The sequence below is a fragment of the Dactylosporangium sp. NPDC006015 genome (assembly GCF_040614215.1).
GTDB lineage: Bacteria > Actinomycetota > Actinomycetes > Mycobacteriales > Micromonosporaceae > Dactylosporangium > Dactylosporangium maewongense.
On the sequence record NZ_JBEXUD010000005.1, the window covers coordinates 132,085 to 145,592 of the forward strand.

At 72.2% G+C, this 13,508-nt stretch carries 12 protein-coding genes and 1 pseudogene; 8 read left to right on the top strand and 5 right to left on the bottom strand.

Annotated elements, in window-relative coordinates:
• Positions 1-822: 822 nt before the first annotated feature.
• From ABZ321_RS11285 to ABZ321_RS11295, 3 genes are all read left to right on the top strand, one after another.
• Positions 823-1,080: a hypothetical protein gene (locus tag ABZ321_RS11285; RefSeq protein WP_344501918.1), complete on the top strand. Its 258-nt coding sequence runs from the start codon at positions 823-825 to the stop codon at positions 1,078-1,080.
• Positions 1,081-1,158: 78 nt separating this feature from the next.
• On the top strand, positions 1,159-2,901 hold the full coding sequence (locus tag ABZ321_RS11290; protein WP_354890839.1) for an ABC transporter ATP-binding protein: 1,743 nt from the start codon (positions 1,159-1,161) through the stop codon (positions 2,899-2,901).
• A complete protein-coding gene (locus tag ABZ321_RS11295; protein WP_344501797.1) occupies positions 2,901-4,646 on the top strand; it encodes an ABC transporter ATP-binding protein in 1,746 nt (581 codons plus the stop codon). Before ABZ321_RS11290 ends, ABZ321_RS11295 begins: the two co-directional genes overlap by 1 nt.
• Before the next feature lie 4 nt (positions 4,647-4,650).
• On the opposite strand, the gene ABZ321_RS11300 is transcribed toward ABZ321_RS11295, so the two are convergent.
• Both ABZ321_RS11300 and ybaK read right to left on the bottom strand, forming a co-directional pair.
• Positions 4,651-4,974, bottom strand: a complete 324-nt coding sequence (locus tag ABZ321_RS11300; RefSeq protein WP_354890840.1) for a DUF1707 domain-containing protein — start codon at positions 4,972-4,974, stop codon at positions 4,651-4,653.
• 2 nt (positions 4,975-4,976) lie between these two features.
• Positions 4,977-5,456 (bottom strand): Cys-tRNA(Pro) deacylase, encoded by a 480-nt coding sequence (ybaK, locus tag ABZ321_RS11305; RefSeq protein WP_354890841.1) that lies wholly within the window; start codon positions 5,454-5,456, stop codon positions 4,977-4,979.
• A 17-nt stretch (positions 5,457-5,473) separates the two neighbouring features.
• Between ybaK and ABZ321_RS11310 the strand changes: the two genes are divergently transcribed.
• Positions 5,474-6,220 carry a hypothetical protein gene (locus ABZ321_RS11310; RefSeq protein WP_344501794.1) on the top strand — a complete coding sequence of 249 codons (747 nt, stop codon included), beginning with the start codon at positions 5,474-5,476 and terminating at the stop codon, positions 6,218-6,220.
• Here the strand turns inward: ABZ321_RS11310 and ABZ321_RS11315 are convergent.
• Together ABZ321_RS11315 and ABZ321_RS11320 are read right to left on the bottom strand one after the other, a co-directional pair.
• A complete protein-coding gene (locus ABZ321_RS11315) occupies positions 6,214-7,362 on the bottom strand; it encodes a class I SAM-dependent methyltransferase (RefSeq protein WP_354890842.1) in 1,149 nt (382 codons plus the stop codon). The two genes, ABZ321_RS11310 and ABZ321_RS11315, sit on opposite strands and share 7 nt — an antisense overlap.
• A 4-nt stretch (positions 7,363-7,366) precedes the next feature.
• On the bottom strand, positions 7,367-8,140 hold the full coding sequence (locus ABZ321_RS11320) for a hypothetical protein (RefSeq protein WP_354890843.1): 774 nt from the start codon (positions 8,138-8,140) through the stop codon (positions 7,367-7,369).
• A gap of 231 nt (positions 8,141-8,371) precedes the next feature.
• Here ABZ321_RS11320 and groES point away from each other — a divergent pair, with 231 nt between their 5' ends.
• The 3 genes from groES (at position 8,372) to ABZ321_RS11335 (ending at position 12,030) form a co-directional block, all read left to right on the top strand.
• Complete coding sequence (gene groES, locus ABZ321_RS11325; RefSeq protein ID WP_203845131.1) at positions 8,372-8,686, top strand: co-chaperone GroES; 315 nt, start codon at positions 8,372-8,374, stop codon at positions 8,684-8,686.
• Between the two features lie 92 nt (positions 8,687-8,778).
• Complete coding sequence (groL, locus tag ABZ321_RS11330) at positions 8,779-10,425, top strand: chaperonin GroEL (protein WP_354890844.1); 1,647 nt, start codon at positions 8,779-8,781, stop codon at positions 10,423-10,425.
• 138 nt (positions 10,426-10,563) lie between these two features.
• Complete coding sequence (locus ABZ321_RS11335) at positions 10,564-12,030, top strand: molybdopterin-dependent oxidoreductase (protein ID WP_354890939.1); 1,467 nt, start codon at positions 10,564-10,566, stop codon at positions 12,028-12,030.
• Positions 12,031-12,205: 175 nt separating this feature from the next.
• Here the strand turns inward: ABZ321_RS11335 and ABZ321_RS11340 are convergent.
• Positions 12,206-12,544, bottom strand: a pseudogene (locus ABZ321_RS11340) (WhiB family transcriptional regulator); the annotation flags it as partial.
• A gap of 180 nt (positions 12,545-12,724) precedes the next feature.
• On the opposite strand from ABZ321_RS11340, the gene ABZ321_RS11345 reads away from it, so the two are divergent.
• The gene (locus ABZ321_RS11345) at positions 12,725-13,486 is read left to right on the top strand and encodes a LuxR C-terminal-related transcriptional regulator (protein ID WP_344501790.1); all 762 of its coding nucleotides are present in this window, start codon (positions 12,725-12,727) and stop codon (positions 13,484-13,486) included.
• Positions 13,487-13,508 lie beyond the last annotated feature (22 nt).

Sequence of the window (13,508 nt, forward strand, 5' to 3'; positions counted from 1 at the left end):
GGAGCGGCCGTTCGACCTGCACAGCGGAATCCACCGTTCGCCGGGAGCGGCTGTTCGGCGGCTGTTCGGTGGGAGGAGCCGTTTGGTGGAGTGGCTGTTCGATGGGGGCGGCCGTTCGGCGGGAGGAGCACGAACAGCAGGAGCGGCCGACCGGCGGGTGCAGCTCGAACAGCGGTAGTGCTGGACTGGCGGGAGTTGCCGGCCGCCGGGGTGCAGGTTGAACAGCGGTAGTGGCGGACCGGCGGGGGTGGGCAGACCGGTGGGAGCGACTCGACTTGGACAGCGGGAGTGGCAGAGCGGTGAGCTGACCGATCGGTGGAAGCCGCCTGCGTCGCCGATCGGTGGGAGTCGTTGACCGGTGGGAGCAGCTTGAACAGCGGGGTTGGCCGGCCAGCGGGAGTGGCGAATCGGCGGGAGCTGCTGATCGGTGGGAGCGGCTCGACGTGGACGGTGGGAGTGGCCGGGCGGTGGAAGTGTGGACCGGTGGGAGTCGGCGTCCGCTGGGAGCGGCTGCGAGCCAGAGCGGTCAGCTGGTCAGGAGCAGCCCGACCAATCGGAGCGGTCGGCCGGCAGAAGTGATGGACCAGTTGAGCGGCCGGTGGGAAGGAATCGTCCGGCCAGCCGGGGCGGTCGGCTGGCAGAAGAGGCGTGACCCACTGGAGCAGCCGGTCCGCAGAAGTGGGCCGACCAGCCAGAGCAGCCAGTCCGCCGCAGCGGCCGGCCAGTCAGAGCAGGCGGCTCGCAGGGGGCGGTCGGTGGGGTGGCATGGTGGGCAGGAGCGGGAAGGACGGTGGGAGTGGCATGGGAGTAGAGTCCAGCGCCGTGATCGTGCGCATGTGGGAGGTCCGGGCGCACCCGGAGGCGTTCGACGAGCTGCTGTCGTGGGTGTGTGAGGCGATGCTGCCCAAGGTCGAGGTGCATCCGTTGCACATCAGCAGTGAGGTGTACTCGTCGACGGACCATCGGCTGGTGGTGATCGCGAAGTGGCGGGGGAGCACGCCTGAGGAGTTCGCGGACCCGCCGTCGCATCTCGTGTCGCGGCGGCCGCAGGCGTGGGACTTCACCGAGGTCGACCGCTGAGGACGGGCCGCGGGGGCGGACCGGCGGCCGGAAAATGTAAGGCGTCCGACCGGTCTTCCGGGTTACCGTCGGCGGGCCATGAAACGGTTGCCGATCGACGAGCCGGGGGAGCCTGACAGCAGGTCCGCCGCGCGGTTTCTGCTATGGGTGCTGCGGCACCAGCTGCCGACGATCATCGCGGGGATCGCGCTCGGGATCGTCTGGATGGTGAGTCAGGCGCTCGTGCCGGCGGCGCTCGGTGCGGGGGTCGACGCGTTGACCAGCCATGACCGGGGTGCGCTGGGCGCGGCGGGTGGGGCGCTGCTCGGGCTCGGGACGGTGACCGCGGTCAGCGGCATCATGCGGCACCGGTTCGCCGTCACGAACTTCCTGTCCGCCGGGTTCCGGACCATGCAGGTCACCGCCCGGCACGCGACGCGGCTCGGGGCGACCCTGCCGAAGAAGGTCGCCACCGGCGAGGTCGTGAGCATCGGCACCACGGACTTCGACCATGTCGGGTACGCGATGGACGTCACCGCCCGCGGTGGTGGGGCCGTCGTCGCGATCGTTGTCGTGTCCGTGCTGCTGCTCGACGTGTCGGTGCCGCTCGGGCTCGTCGTCGTCATCGGCGTGCCGCTGCTCGTGGCCGTTGTCGGGCTGCTGCTCAAGCCGCTGCACCAGCGTCGCCGCGCGCAGCGGGAGCTCGCCGGCGCGCTCACCGGCCGCGCCGCCGACATCGTGTCGGGGCTGCGGATCCTGCGCGGCATCGGCGGTGAGGACGTCGTGTCGGGGCGGTACAGGACCGAATCGCAGCAGGTGCGCGCCGCCGGCATCCGGGTCGCGAAGGTCGAGACGCTCCTCGAAGGCGCCCAGATCCTGCTGCCGGGGCTGTTCGTCGCGCTGGTCACGTGGCTCGGCGCCAGGTTCGCCGTTGCGGGCAAGATCACGCCGGGTGAGCTGGTCGCGTTCTACGCGTACGCGGCGTTCCTCGTCAGCCCGCTGCGGACGCTCACCGAGGTCGCGGAGAAGGTGACCCGCGGGCACGTCGCCGCCGGCCGGGTCGTGTCGCTGCTGCGCGTCGAGCCCGAACTGCACGACCCCGCCCGTCCGGAGGCGCCGCACGACGGCGACCTCGAAGACCCCGGGTCGGGCTTCACCGCGGGCCACGGCCGGCTCACCGCCATCGCCGCCGCCCGCCCCGAGCACGCCGCGGCCATCGCCGACCGGATCGGCCTGCTCGACCCCGGGTCGGAGGCGAGGCTGCTCGGCGTGCCGCTGCGGACCATGCGGATCGACGACGTCAGGTCGCACGTGGTCGTCGCCGACAACGACGACCGGCTCTTCCGCGGCCGGCTCCGCGACGAGCTGGGCAGCAACCGAACCACAAAAAGCAACCAAACCACAAAAAGCCACCAAACCGCGCAGAGCGACACCGCCGTGCTGGGCGCGCTGGAGACGGCCGCGGCGCAGGACATCGTCGACGCGCTCCCCGACGGGCTCGACACGGAGATCGCCGAGCGGGGGCGCGACTTCTCCGGCGGGCAGCAGCAGCGGCTGCGGCTCGCCCGCGTGCTCGCCCTCGACCCGCCGGTCCTGGTGCTCGTCGAACCCACCAGCGCCGTCGACACCCACACCGAGGCCCTCATCGCGCGGCGCCTGCCGGCCGCCCGCGCCGGCAGGACCACCGTCGTGTGCACCACCAGCCCGCTGCTGCTGGACCGGGCCGACGTGGTCGCGTTCGTCGACGCCACCGGCCGGGTCGCCGCCACCGGCACCCACCGCGAGCTGCTCGCCACCTGCCCCGCGTACAGCGCGACCGTCACCAGGGAGGAGGACGCCTGATGCTGCTGCCCGTCGCCTCCGGCGCCGAGGTCCGCGCGTACCTGCGGCGGCTCGTCCGCGAGCACCCGCGGATGCTGGCGCTGGTCGTCACCCTGCACGTCAGCGCCGCGGTCGCCGGCCTCGTCACCCCGCGCCTGCTGGGCGACCTGGTCGAGAAGACCTCCGCCGGCACCACCACCTGGACCGTCGACCGGATCGCGCTCACCATCACCGGTTTCGTCGTCGCCGTGTCGGTACTGGTGCGCTACGCCAGACTCGCCTCCGCCCGCCTCGGCGAACAGGTCCTCGCGACGCTGCGGGAGGAGTTCGTCGACCGGGTCCTCGCCGTCCCGCCGTCCACGGTGGAGCGTGCCGGCACCGGCGACCTGCTCACCCGCGCGTCCCGTGACGTCGAGGGGACCTCGGACACGGTCCGGTTCGCCGTGCCGGAGGTCGTCGTCGGCATCCTGCAGGTCATCCTGACGATCGGCGCCGTCGCGCTCGTGTCGCCGCTGTTGCTGCTGCCGGCCCTCGTCGCCGTGCCGATCCTGTGGGGTGCTTCGCGCTGGTACTTCCGGCGGGCGCCGGCCGGATACCTCGCGTCCAGCGCCGCGTTCGCCGAGCTGACCGACGGGCTCGCCGAGACCGTCGAGGGCGCCCGGACCGTGGACGTCCTGCGGCTGCGGCGGCGCCGGGTCGAGCGCACCCAGGAGCATCTGCGCGGCCTGTACGACCGGAACATGTACACGCTGAAGCTGCGCACCGTCTGGTTCCCGCTGACGGAGTTCGGCTACGCGCTGCCGGGCGCGGTCACGCTCGTCGCCGGCGGGTGGTTCGTCGCGGAGGGGTGGGCGACGGTCGGTCAGGTCACCGCGGCCGTCCTGTACTTCCTGGCGCTCATCGACCCCCTCGACCGGGTCCTGTCGTGGTTCGACCACCTGCAGGTCGGGTTCGCCTCGTTCGCCCGGATCGTCGGCGTCCAGTCGGTGCCGGTCCCCGCCACCGGTGCCGCCGCGGTCCCCGCCGACGAGCGGATCGTCGCGCGAGGGGTGCGGTACGCGTACGTCGACGGCCGTGACGTCCTGCACGGCATCGACCTGGAGGTCCGGCCCGGGGAACGGCTCGCGATCGTCGGCCCGTCCGGCGCCGGCAAGTCCACCCTCGGCCGGCTCCTCGCCGGCATCTACCCGCCGGGCGGCGGCACCGTCACCATCGGCGGCGTCCCGCTGTCGGACCTGCCGCTGTCGTCGCTGCGCCGGCATGTCGCCCTCGTCACACAGGAGCACCACGTCTTCCTCGGGACCGTCCGCGACAACCTCGTCCTCGCCCGCCCGTCCGCGACGACCGCGGACCTCCGGCACGCGCTCGCCACCGTCGACGCCCTCGACTGGGTCGACGCCCTGCCCGCCGGCCTCGACACCGTCCTCGGCGAGCCGCCGCTGTCCCCGGCCCAGGCGCAGCAGCTCGCCCTGGCCCGGCTCGTCCTCGCCGACCCGCACACGCTGGTCCTGGACGAGGCGACGTCCCTCATCGACCCCCGTGCCGCCCGCCACCTGGAGCGTTCACTGGCGGGCGCGCTGCACGGGCGGACCGTCATCGCCATCGCGCACCGGCTGTTCTCCGCCCACGACGCGGACCGGGTCGCCGTCGTCGAGGACGGCCGGATCACCGAGCTCGGCACCCACGACGACCTGGTGGCCGCCGGCGGTGCCTACGCCGCCCTGTGGCGGTCCTGGCACGGCACCACCCACCAGCCCACGGCGTAGGAGGTCAGTGGAACGCGGCGTAGACGATGCCCAGCAGGACGGCCGCGACCAGCGCGATCGCGAACACCCACAGCACGTGCCGGTCGTTCGACGTGCCCGCGGCCACCGGCGTCGGTGCCGGTGGGAGCGCCGGCAGGTCGTGGGTGACGGCGCGCAGCTCGGCGAGGGTCTTCGCGGCGAGGACGGTGTCGCAGCGGTCGGCGAACTCGTCCAGGGTGAGGCGGCCGGCCTGGGTGTGGTGCTGGAGCGCGTCGATCACCCGCCGGCGGTCCTCGTCGGAGGCGCGCATGGCCGGTGCGTGCGGGCGGGCCTCGTCCGGCGGGGGCATGGTCAGTGGGTCGCGATGGGGGCGAGGACGGCGCCGGTGACCTTGACCAGGTCGTCGGGGGCGAGCTCGATCTGCAGGCCGCGCCGGCCGCCCGAGACGTACATCGTGGACAGTCCGGACGCCGATGCGTCGATGACGATCGGGAGCCGGGAGCGCTGGCCGACGGGGGAGATGCCGCCGGTCACGTAGCCGGTGGCGCGTTCGGCGGCGGCGGGCTCGGCCATCGCGGCGCGTTTGCCGCCGACGGCGGCGGCCAGGGCCTTCAGGTCCAGGGACGCGGAGACGGGCACGACACCGACCGTGAGCTGCCCGTCGACGGTGGTGACGAGGGTCTTGAAGAGGCGGTCGGGCGCGACGCCGAGGGCGGCCGCGGCGGCCTCGCCGTAGGAGGCGGCCCGGGGGTCGACCTCATACGTGTGCGGAGTGAACACGATCTTCTGCCGCGCCAACAGTGCGGTCGCCGGGGTGCCCTTGCTCGCCACTGGCCCACAATAGCGAGATGCAGATCGGTGCCGTCCAGATGTACCTGGGCTTCGGGCACATCTTCCTGGGCGCCACCAGCGGCCGGGACATGTCCGTGTTCGACGGCGACGGGCCGATCACGGCGACGGACCGGCACGTGCGGGTGGCGGCCAGGCCGCAGGTCGGGCTGGTCAGGGTCAGGTTGTGGCAGGGGGCGGGGCCGCGGGTCGGGCGGCTGGTGTTCGACGGGGTGCTGGACCTGCCGGACGCGCGGTTCTGCGTGGAGGAGGCGACGGGGCTGTCGCGGTTCGTGACGAAGGTCAGCTCGGTGGAGCCGCGGGTGCTCGTCGCCGTCGACGACCCGGGGCACGCGTCGCGGATCGACGTGGTGCTGGAGCCGGAGTTCGTGCCGCGCAGCGCGCAGGTGTGGACGTCGGGCGATCCGCCGTTCCCGAAGCTGACGGTCGCGCCGACCGCGCCGCGGCACCGGGCGGACGTGTTCGCCGACGCGCTCGCCGGGCACGACTTCCCGCGGCGGCGGCTGGCGGCGGCGCTGACGGTGATGGCGGAGGAGCGGCGGGTCCGGGGGTCGGAGCAGATCGTCGCGTTCTTCATCAACGACGTCGTCGAGTGGCTGCGGTGGCTGCACGAGCGCGTGACGTGGGACATGTGCCGGGAGTCGGGGCGGATGCTCACGGAGCAGCTGGGCCGCCGCCCGCCGGAGGACCTCGCCGACGACGTCCTCATCGACCTCCAGCGCCGCCTGGGGCAGCAGCTCTACTGAGCGACGGGCCGCAGCAGGAGGACGGCGGGGGCGCCGGCGACCCTGGTCAGCGCGATCACCGCGGGCCGGGTGCCGGACAGGCGCAGCGACCTGCGCAGCTCCTCCACGTCCAGGGCCGAGCCGCGTTTCAGGATCGTCAGGGAGCCGACGTCGAGGGTGCGCAGCGCCGCCCGGAGCCGCTTCAGGGCCACCGGCAGCTGGTCGAGCACCTCGTAGCAGCGTCCGAACGGGGTCGGCACGGCAGAGGCGGTGTAGACGTAGGCGATGGTCGGGTCGGCGATGGTGCCGTCGACCGTGGCGGCGAACTCGGCGACGAGATGCGACCGCACCACCGCCCCGTCAGGGTCATACACGAAATTTCCGACCTGTCCGACAGGTGCGGCGGTCGTGCCGGAACCGGTCAGCGAGAAGACCTGTGATCCCTGGAACAGGGTCGCGCGGCGGGGAGCGGCCGCGAGGGGGCCGCACCAGGCGGCGGCCTCGACCACGTCACCGTCGACCGAGACCCATTCCCCTTCCGCGCCGGGCGGCAGCAGCGCGTGGTCGATGCCCGGCGCGAGCTTCAGCACCGTCATCGGCACCCGCGCCGCCAGGCCGACCACGAAGTCCCACGGCGGCGAGTAGGCGCGGGGGTCGAACACCCGCCGCCCGCCGGACGTGCGCCTGGCGGGGTCGCAGAACACGGCGTCCACCTCGTCGAGGGGCACCTCGGTCGCGTCGCGGGCCTCCACCAGTACACCGGCCGCCAACCCCAACGCGTGGACGTTGGCCGACGCCGTCGAGGCCGTCTCCGGCGAGGCGTCGACCGCGTGCACGCGCAGCCCGGCGCGGGCGAAGGCGATCGTGTCGGCACCGATGCCGCAGCCGAGGTCCGCGACCCGGGTGGCGCCCGCGGCGGCGAGCCGGGCCGCCCGCCGGGCCGCGACGGGAGCCCTGGTCGCCTGCTCGAGGCCGGCGCGGGTGAAGTGCATCACCGCCGCGTCGGCGCCGAACTTCGTGACCGCCTTGCGCCGCAGCGCCACCTGGGTGAGCGCGGCGGCGGCGAGGTCGGGTGGGAAGCCGGCCGCCCGCAGCGCCGACGCGGCGGCGAGCGGGTCGCCGTCAGGGAGTGCGGCCGCGGCCTGGATCGCCTGTTCGAGCATGCGTCTATGAAATCCCTAGGATGCCCCCGGCCTTGCCGAGGCTCTTGCGAACCTTGAAGGTATAGCTGTCGCCGGCGTTCGACGAACCGTGCACGAGCCAGTAGTCGCCCTTGTCCTCCTTGGGCTGGCCCTCGGTCCAGTTCGGCGGCGCCTTCTTGCCGCCGTAGCTGCCGGCGATCGACTGGCTGGAGTAGCTGGCCATCCGGGCGGTGTTGCCGTTGTACCAGGCGTTGATGAAGTTCTGCACGTAGCTGGACGCGTCCGACGGGTACTCGGTCTTCTCGATGACGACGTCGGTGATGGCCTGCGGCTTGCCCAGGTTGTGCTCGTCGACCGTGACCTGGAGCTGGTCGCCGTGGTCGTTGCGCAGGACGCACTCGGAGCCGTCCTTCTTCACGTACTTCCAGTTGTGGTCGGCGCCCTTCTCGATGTACTGGAAGTTGGACACGGCGCCGCTGCTCGCGAGCTGCTTGATCCGGTTCATGTCGTTCTTGGTCCAGGCGGACACGGCGGCCTGGCAGTAGCCCTTGGCGTCACCCGGATAGGTGGGTCCGGCGGCGCTCTTGTCCGCGACCGGATCCTGGGTGCCGCCGGTCCCGCCGGTGCCCCCACCGCCGGGCGACGCCGAGGCGCCGCCGGGGCCCTCGCCGAACTCGGCCGAGTTCGAGGGGCCGTTGCTGGCCTCCGCGGCAACGTCGCCGCCGTCCTTCTTGCCGCAGGCGGCGAGGGACCCCATGGCCAGGGTCGCGACGATCAACGTGCCGAGCAGCCTCTTCATACAGGTGAGCGTAGATCGGTATGTGATGTCGGGCCGCTGTCCGTCGCGTAGCCGACGACGGGTGATTTCGTGGCGTGTTTGGCACTCTCCTTGACGGAGTGCTAGCCCGCGACATAACCTCCGATTAGCACCCTCGACATGAGAGTGCCAGCCAACCGGCTGGAGCCGGCACCCGCGACGACGGCTTCACCGGGCACTCGATAGCGTAAGAAATCGATACCCCAGGAGGGTATGCCCGTGACTACCGCGACGAAGGTTGCGATCAAGCCGCTCGAGGACCGCATCCTGGTCCAGGCCAACGAGGCTGAGACGACCACCGCCTCGGGCATCGTCATCCCGGACACCGCCAAGGAGAAGCCCCAGGAGGGCACCGTCCAGGCTGTGGGCCCCGGTCGCATCGACGACAAGGGCAACCGGGTCCCGATCGACGTCAAGGTCGGCGACACCGTCATCTACTCGAAGTACGGCGGCACCGAGGTCAAGTGGGGCGGCCAGGAGTACCTCGTGCTCTCCGCCCGTGACGTCCTCGCGGTCATCGAGAAGTGACCCAGACCAAGTAGATCAGTGGCCACCGCCCCGGACCCGTGCGCAGGAGCGCTGCGGCCGGGGCGGTGTCGCTTTGAAGGGACATCACACGCATGGCGAAGATCCTGAGCTTCTCCGACGATGCGCGGCACCTGCTGGAGCACGGCGTCAACCGCCTGGCCGACACGGTCAAGGTCACGCTCGGCCCGCGCGGTCGCAACGTCGTCCTGGACAAGAAGTTCGGTGCCCCGACCATCACCAACGACGGTGTGACGATCGCGAAAGAGATCGAGCTCACCAACCCTTATGAGAACCTCGGCGCCCAGCTGGTCAAAGAGGTCGCCACCAAGACCAACGACGTCGCCGGCGACGGCACCACCACCGCCACGGTGCTGGCCCAGGCGCTGGTCCGTGAGGGTCTGCGCAACGTTACCGCCGGCACCAACCCGGCGGGCATCAAGCGCGGCATCGACCTGGCGACGGCCGCCGTCGTCAAGGCGCTCAAGGACAAGGCGACCCCTGTCGCCAGCCACACCGAGATCGCGCAGGTCGCCACCATCTCCGCGCAGGACGCCACCATCGGCGAATTGATCGCCTCGGCGATGGAGCGGGTCGGCCGCGACGGCGTCATCACGGTCGAGGAGGGCTCCACCCTCACGACCGAGCTCGAAGTCACCGAGGGCATGCAGTTCGACAAGGGCTACATCTCCCCGCACTTCGTGACCGACGCGGAGTCGCAGGAGGCGGTGCTCGAGGACACCTACGTCCTCGTCACCACCCAGAAGATCGCCGCGATCGAGGAGCTGCTGCCGCTGCTGGAGCAGATCGTCAAGGACAACAAGCCTCTGCTGATCATCGCCGAGGACGTCGAGGGCCAGGCCCTGTCGACCCTGGTGGTCAACGCCATCCGCAAGACCTTCAAGGTCGTCGCGGTCAAGGCGCCCGGCTTCGGCGACCGGCGCAAGGCCATGCTCCAGGACATCTCGATCCTCACCGGCGCCGAGCTCGTGGCCCCCGAGCTGGGCTACAAGCTCGAGTCGGTCGGCACCGAGGTCCTCGGCCGGGCCCGGCGCATCGTCGTGGGCAAGGAGCTCACCACGATCGTCGACGGCGGCGGCGAGCAGAGCGAGGTCTCCGCGCGGGTCGAGCAGCTCCGCAAGGAGATCGAGGCCTCCGACTCCGACTGGGACAAGGAGAAGCTCAACGAGCGGGTCGCCAAGCTCGCCGGTGGGGTCGCGGTCATCAAGGCCGGCGCCGCCACCGAGGTCGAGATGAAGGAGCGCAAGCACCGCATCGAGGACGCGATCTCCGCGACCAAGGCTGCGGTCCAGGAGGGCATCGTCCCCGGCGGCGGCGCCGCCCTGGCCCAGGTGCTCCCGGTCCTCGACGGCGACCTCGGCCTGACCGGCGAGGAGAAGGTCGGCGTCTCGATCGTGCGCAAGGCGCTCGTCGAGCCGCTGCGCTGGATCGCGCAGAACGCGGGCTTCGACGGTTACGTCGTCGTCGGCAAGGTCGCCGCGCTCGACTTCGGCCACGGCCTCGACGCCGCCACCGGCGAATACGTCGACCTGGTCAAGTCCGGCATCGTCGACCCGGTGAAGGTGACCCACAGCGCGGTCTCCAACGCCGCCTCGATCGCCGGCCTGCTGCTCACGACCGAGAGCCTGGTCGTGGACAAGCCGGTCGCCCCCGAGCCCGCCGCCGGTGGCGGTCACGGCCACGGGCACGGCCACGGCCACTCGCACGGCCCGGGCTTCTGAGTTCTGAGCGTCGGAAGAAGGGCCCGGTCCTGTGACCGGGCCCTTCTTCCTTATGGATCGATTACCGCCCTTGGTGGGTGGTGGTGCGCGGCGCAGACTGGAGCCGTGCTCAGCAAACGGAACGGCGCGCTCGCCGGCATGGCCGCCGCAGGGGTGGCGCTCGGCGTCGCCGAGGTCGTCTCGATCCTGACCGGCGCGACCACCTCCCCGCTCGTTTCCGTCGGCGGGGTCGTGATCGACGCGGTGCCCGCACCCGTGAAGGACTTCGCGGTCGCGGTCTTCTACACGTACGACAAGATCGCGCTGCAGGCCGGGACGCTGCTGATCCTCGCCGTCTTCGCGGCGGTCGTCGGGATCCTGTCGCTGCGCCGGATGATGTACGGGTATGCCGGGATCGGCCTGTTCGCCGTGATCGGCGTCCTGGCGGCGATGACCCGCCACGACGCGCCCTGGTACGCGTTCGTGCCGACCGTCGCCGGGGCGCTCGCCGGCGCGGGCGTGCTGCGGTGGCTGCTGGTCCGGCCGCCGATCGAGTCGTATGAGCAGCGCCGCTTCTTCCTGCGCGTCGCCGGTGGCACGCTCGCCGCCGCGTTCGTCGCCGGCTTCACCGCCCGCTGGTGGGCGACCCGCCGCGACGTCGAGGCCGACCGCGCGGCCGTGCGCGTCCCGGTCGTGCCCGACACCGCCACGCCGCTGCCGGCGGAGGCCGACGCCAACCTGCCGGACCTGGCCCCGTTCGTGACGCCGAACAAGGACTTCTACCTCATCGACACCACCCTCGTCGTGCCGCAGGTGTCGCCGGAGGACTGGACGCTGCGCATCCACGGCCGGGTCGAGAAGCCGCTCACCCTCACCTTCGACGAGCTGCTCAAGCGGCCGATGATCGAGCGGTACGTGACGCTCGCCTGCGTCTCCAACGACGTCGGCGGCGACCTGATCGGCAACGCGAAGTGGCAGGGCGTGCGGATCGCCGACCTCCTCGACGAGGTCCGGCCGAAAGCCGGCGCCGACCAGGTGGTCAGCAGGTCCGTCGACGGATGGACCGCCGGCACCCCGACCGCGCTGCTGCGCGACGGGCGGGACGCGATGCTCGCGATCGCGATGAACGGCGAACCGCTCCCGATCGAGCACGGATTTCCCGTTCGAATGGTGGTGCCCGGCCTGTACGGATATGTATCGGCCACGAAATGGCTCGCCGAGCTGGAGCTGACGTCGTTCGCCGACTTCGACGCGTACTGGATCAATCGCGGCTGGGCCCGGGAAGGGCCGGTCAAGACGCAGTCGCGGATCGACACACCCCGCGACGGCGGCCGGCCCGCGGCCGGCCAGGTCGTCATCGCCGGGGTCGCCTGGGCCCAGCACCGCGGCATCTCCAAGGTCGAGGTCCGCGTCGACGACGGCCCCTGGCAGCAGGCGAAGCTCGCCGCCGTGCCGTCGATCGACACCTGGCGGCAGTGGACGCTGCCGTGGACCGCGACGCCCGGCAAGCACCGGCTGACCGTCCGCGCCACCGACAACGGCGGCGACACCCAGACAGACGCCGTGGCGCCGCCGGACCCCGACGGCGCCACCGGATGGCACTCGGTGCAGGTCGAGGTGCGCTGACCTGCACATGTCCGCCGGCGCGGCCGGCGGTTCGTACTTGGAGACTCGCTCCCCGCCGTTACCGGGCGGCGGGGCGGGCGCGGTCGGTGCCGGCGCGGCGCCGCTGGGACGGCACGCTGGGCGCCGGGTGGGTGCGGATCGTGCGCAGCTGGATGGGCGGCGGCGAAGGACGCAGCCCGAGCTTCGCCTCCAGGCGCGACACGTCGACCTTCTCCTGGCCCCGCACGGCGCAGTCCTCCCAGCCGACGGCCAGCAGCCGCAGGCGCTCGCCCTCGCTGAAGCCGCCCCACACGCCGTACGGCTCGCGGGTCGCCAGGGCCTGCGCGGCGCACTGCGCCCGGACCGGGCACGCCCGGCACACGTTCTTCGCCGCCGCCTCACGCCGGCCGCGCGACGCGCCACGCTCGCCGTCCGGGTGGAAGAACTGCGCGCTGTCCCGCCCGCGACACAGGCCGAGACGTTGCCAGTCCCACATGTCCGCGATCGGGCCGGGCAGTCGAGTCACATTCGTCATTCGCCCCTCCTTCCTAGCTTGCGGGCCGGAATTCGCGAGTGGCACAAACCCTGTACAACGCGCGAGACCGCCGCAGGTAACGGGATGTCGTCGGTCAATTTCTCGTAGGCCAATCGCGGCGAAACCACGTCTAGATCTCGCCATTTCGTGTTTCTCTCTTTGAGAGAGAGGAGCACGACGGTGCGTACGATTTTGGTGTGTGTGCGAACACAGGTCGCGGCACAGACGGTCGCCGCGGCCGCGGCCAGGCTCGGAGTGGCACACGCGGTGCGGACCGCCGTCACGATGGTCGAGGCCCTGGCCCGCCTGAGTGAGCAGCCCGCGGACCTGGTGCTGGCCGACCCGACCCTCGCCCGGCCCGACAGCGCGGAGTTCTCCCGCCGCGTCCTGGCGGTGTCGCCGGGCTCGACGGTGGTCTTCTTCGGCACGGAGGAGCCCCGCGCGGCGGCGGCGGCGATCGCGGCCGGTGCCAGGGCGGTCATCCGGGTCGACACGGCGGACCCGGTCACGACGCTCGCGAAGGCGGTGCTGCTGGTGCTGAGCCAGGTCGGCCGCGGCAGCAACGGCGAGCCGGTCCTGCCCGCGCGGGTCGGCACGCCGGCCCAGACGCCCGGCGGGATGCTTCCGGCGGGCCGGGGGCTGCCCGGTGCGGCGAGGACGGCGGTCGGGGTGCCCAACGCCCGCATCGTGGGCGCCGGCGTGCCGCAGCAGCGCGGCGACATGCCCGGCGAACCGCCGCGGCGGCGCGTCGAGCTCACCGAGCGCGAGCTGCAGGTGCTGCGCGGCATGGCGGACGGCAAGAGCAACGCCGAGATCGGCCGGGAGCTCTTCGTCTCCGAGGACACGGTCAAGACGCACGCTCGCCGGCTGTTCCGGAAACTGGGAGCACGCGACCGGGCACACGCCGTAGCGGCGGCCTTCCGTGCCGGGTTGGTGAGCTAGCGTCGCGTGCCATGCCGCGTCG

Coding starts and splice junctions, on each gene's coding strand:
- ABZ321_RS11290 (WP_354890839.1), top strand. CDS start 1,159: ATGAAACGGTTGCCGATCGACGAGCCGGGGGAGCCTGACAGCAGGTCC.
- ABZ321_RS11295 (WP_344501797.1), top strand. CDS start 2,901: ATGCTGCTGCCCGTCGCCTCCGGCGCCGAGGTCCGCGCGTACCTGCGG.
- ABZ321_RS11300 (WP_354890840.1), bottom strand. CDS start 4,974: ATGCCCCCGCCGGACGAGGCCCGCCCGCACGCACCGGCCATGCGCGCC.
- ABZ321_RS11310 (WP_344501794.1), top strand. CDS start 5,474: ATGCAGATCGGTGCCGTCCAGATGTACCTGGGCTTCGGGCACATCTTC.
- ABZ321_RS11315 (WP_354890842.1), bottom strand. CDS start 7,362: ATGCTCGAACAGGCGATCCAGGCCGCGGCCGCACTCCCTGACGGCGAC.
- ABZ321_RS11320 (WP_354890843.1), bottom strand. CDS start 8,140: ATGAAGAGGCTGCTCGGCACGTTGATCGTCGCGACCCTGGCCATGGGG.
- groES (WP_203845131.1), top strand. CDS start 8,372: ATGCCCGTGACTACCGCGACGAAGGTTGCGATCAAGCCGCTCGAGGAC.
- groL (WP_354890844.1), top strand. CDS start 8,779: ATGGCGAAGATCCTGAGCTTCTCCGACGATGCGCGGCACCTGCTGGAG.
- ABZ321_RS11335 (WP_354890939.1), top strand. CDS start 10,564: ATGGCCGCCGCAGGGGTGGCGCTCGGCGTCGCCGAGGTCGTCTCGATC.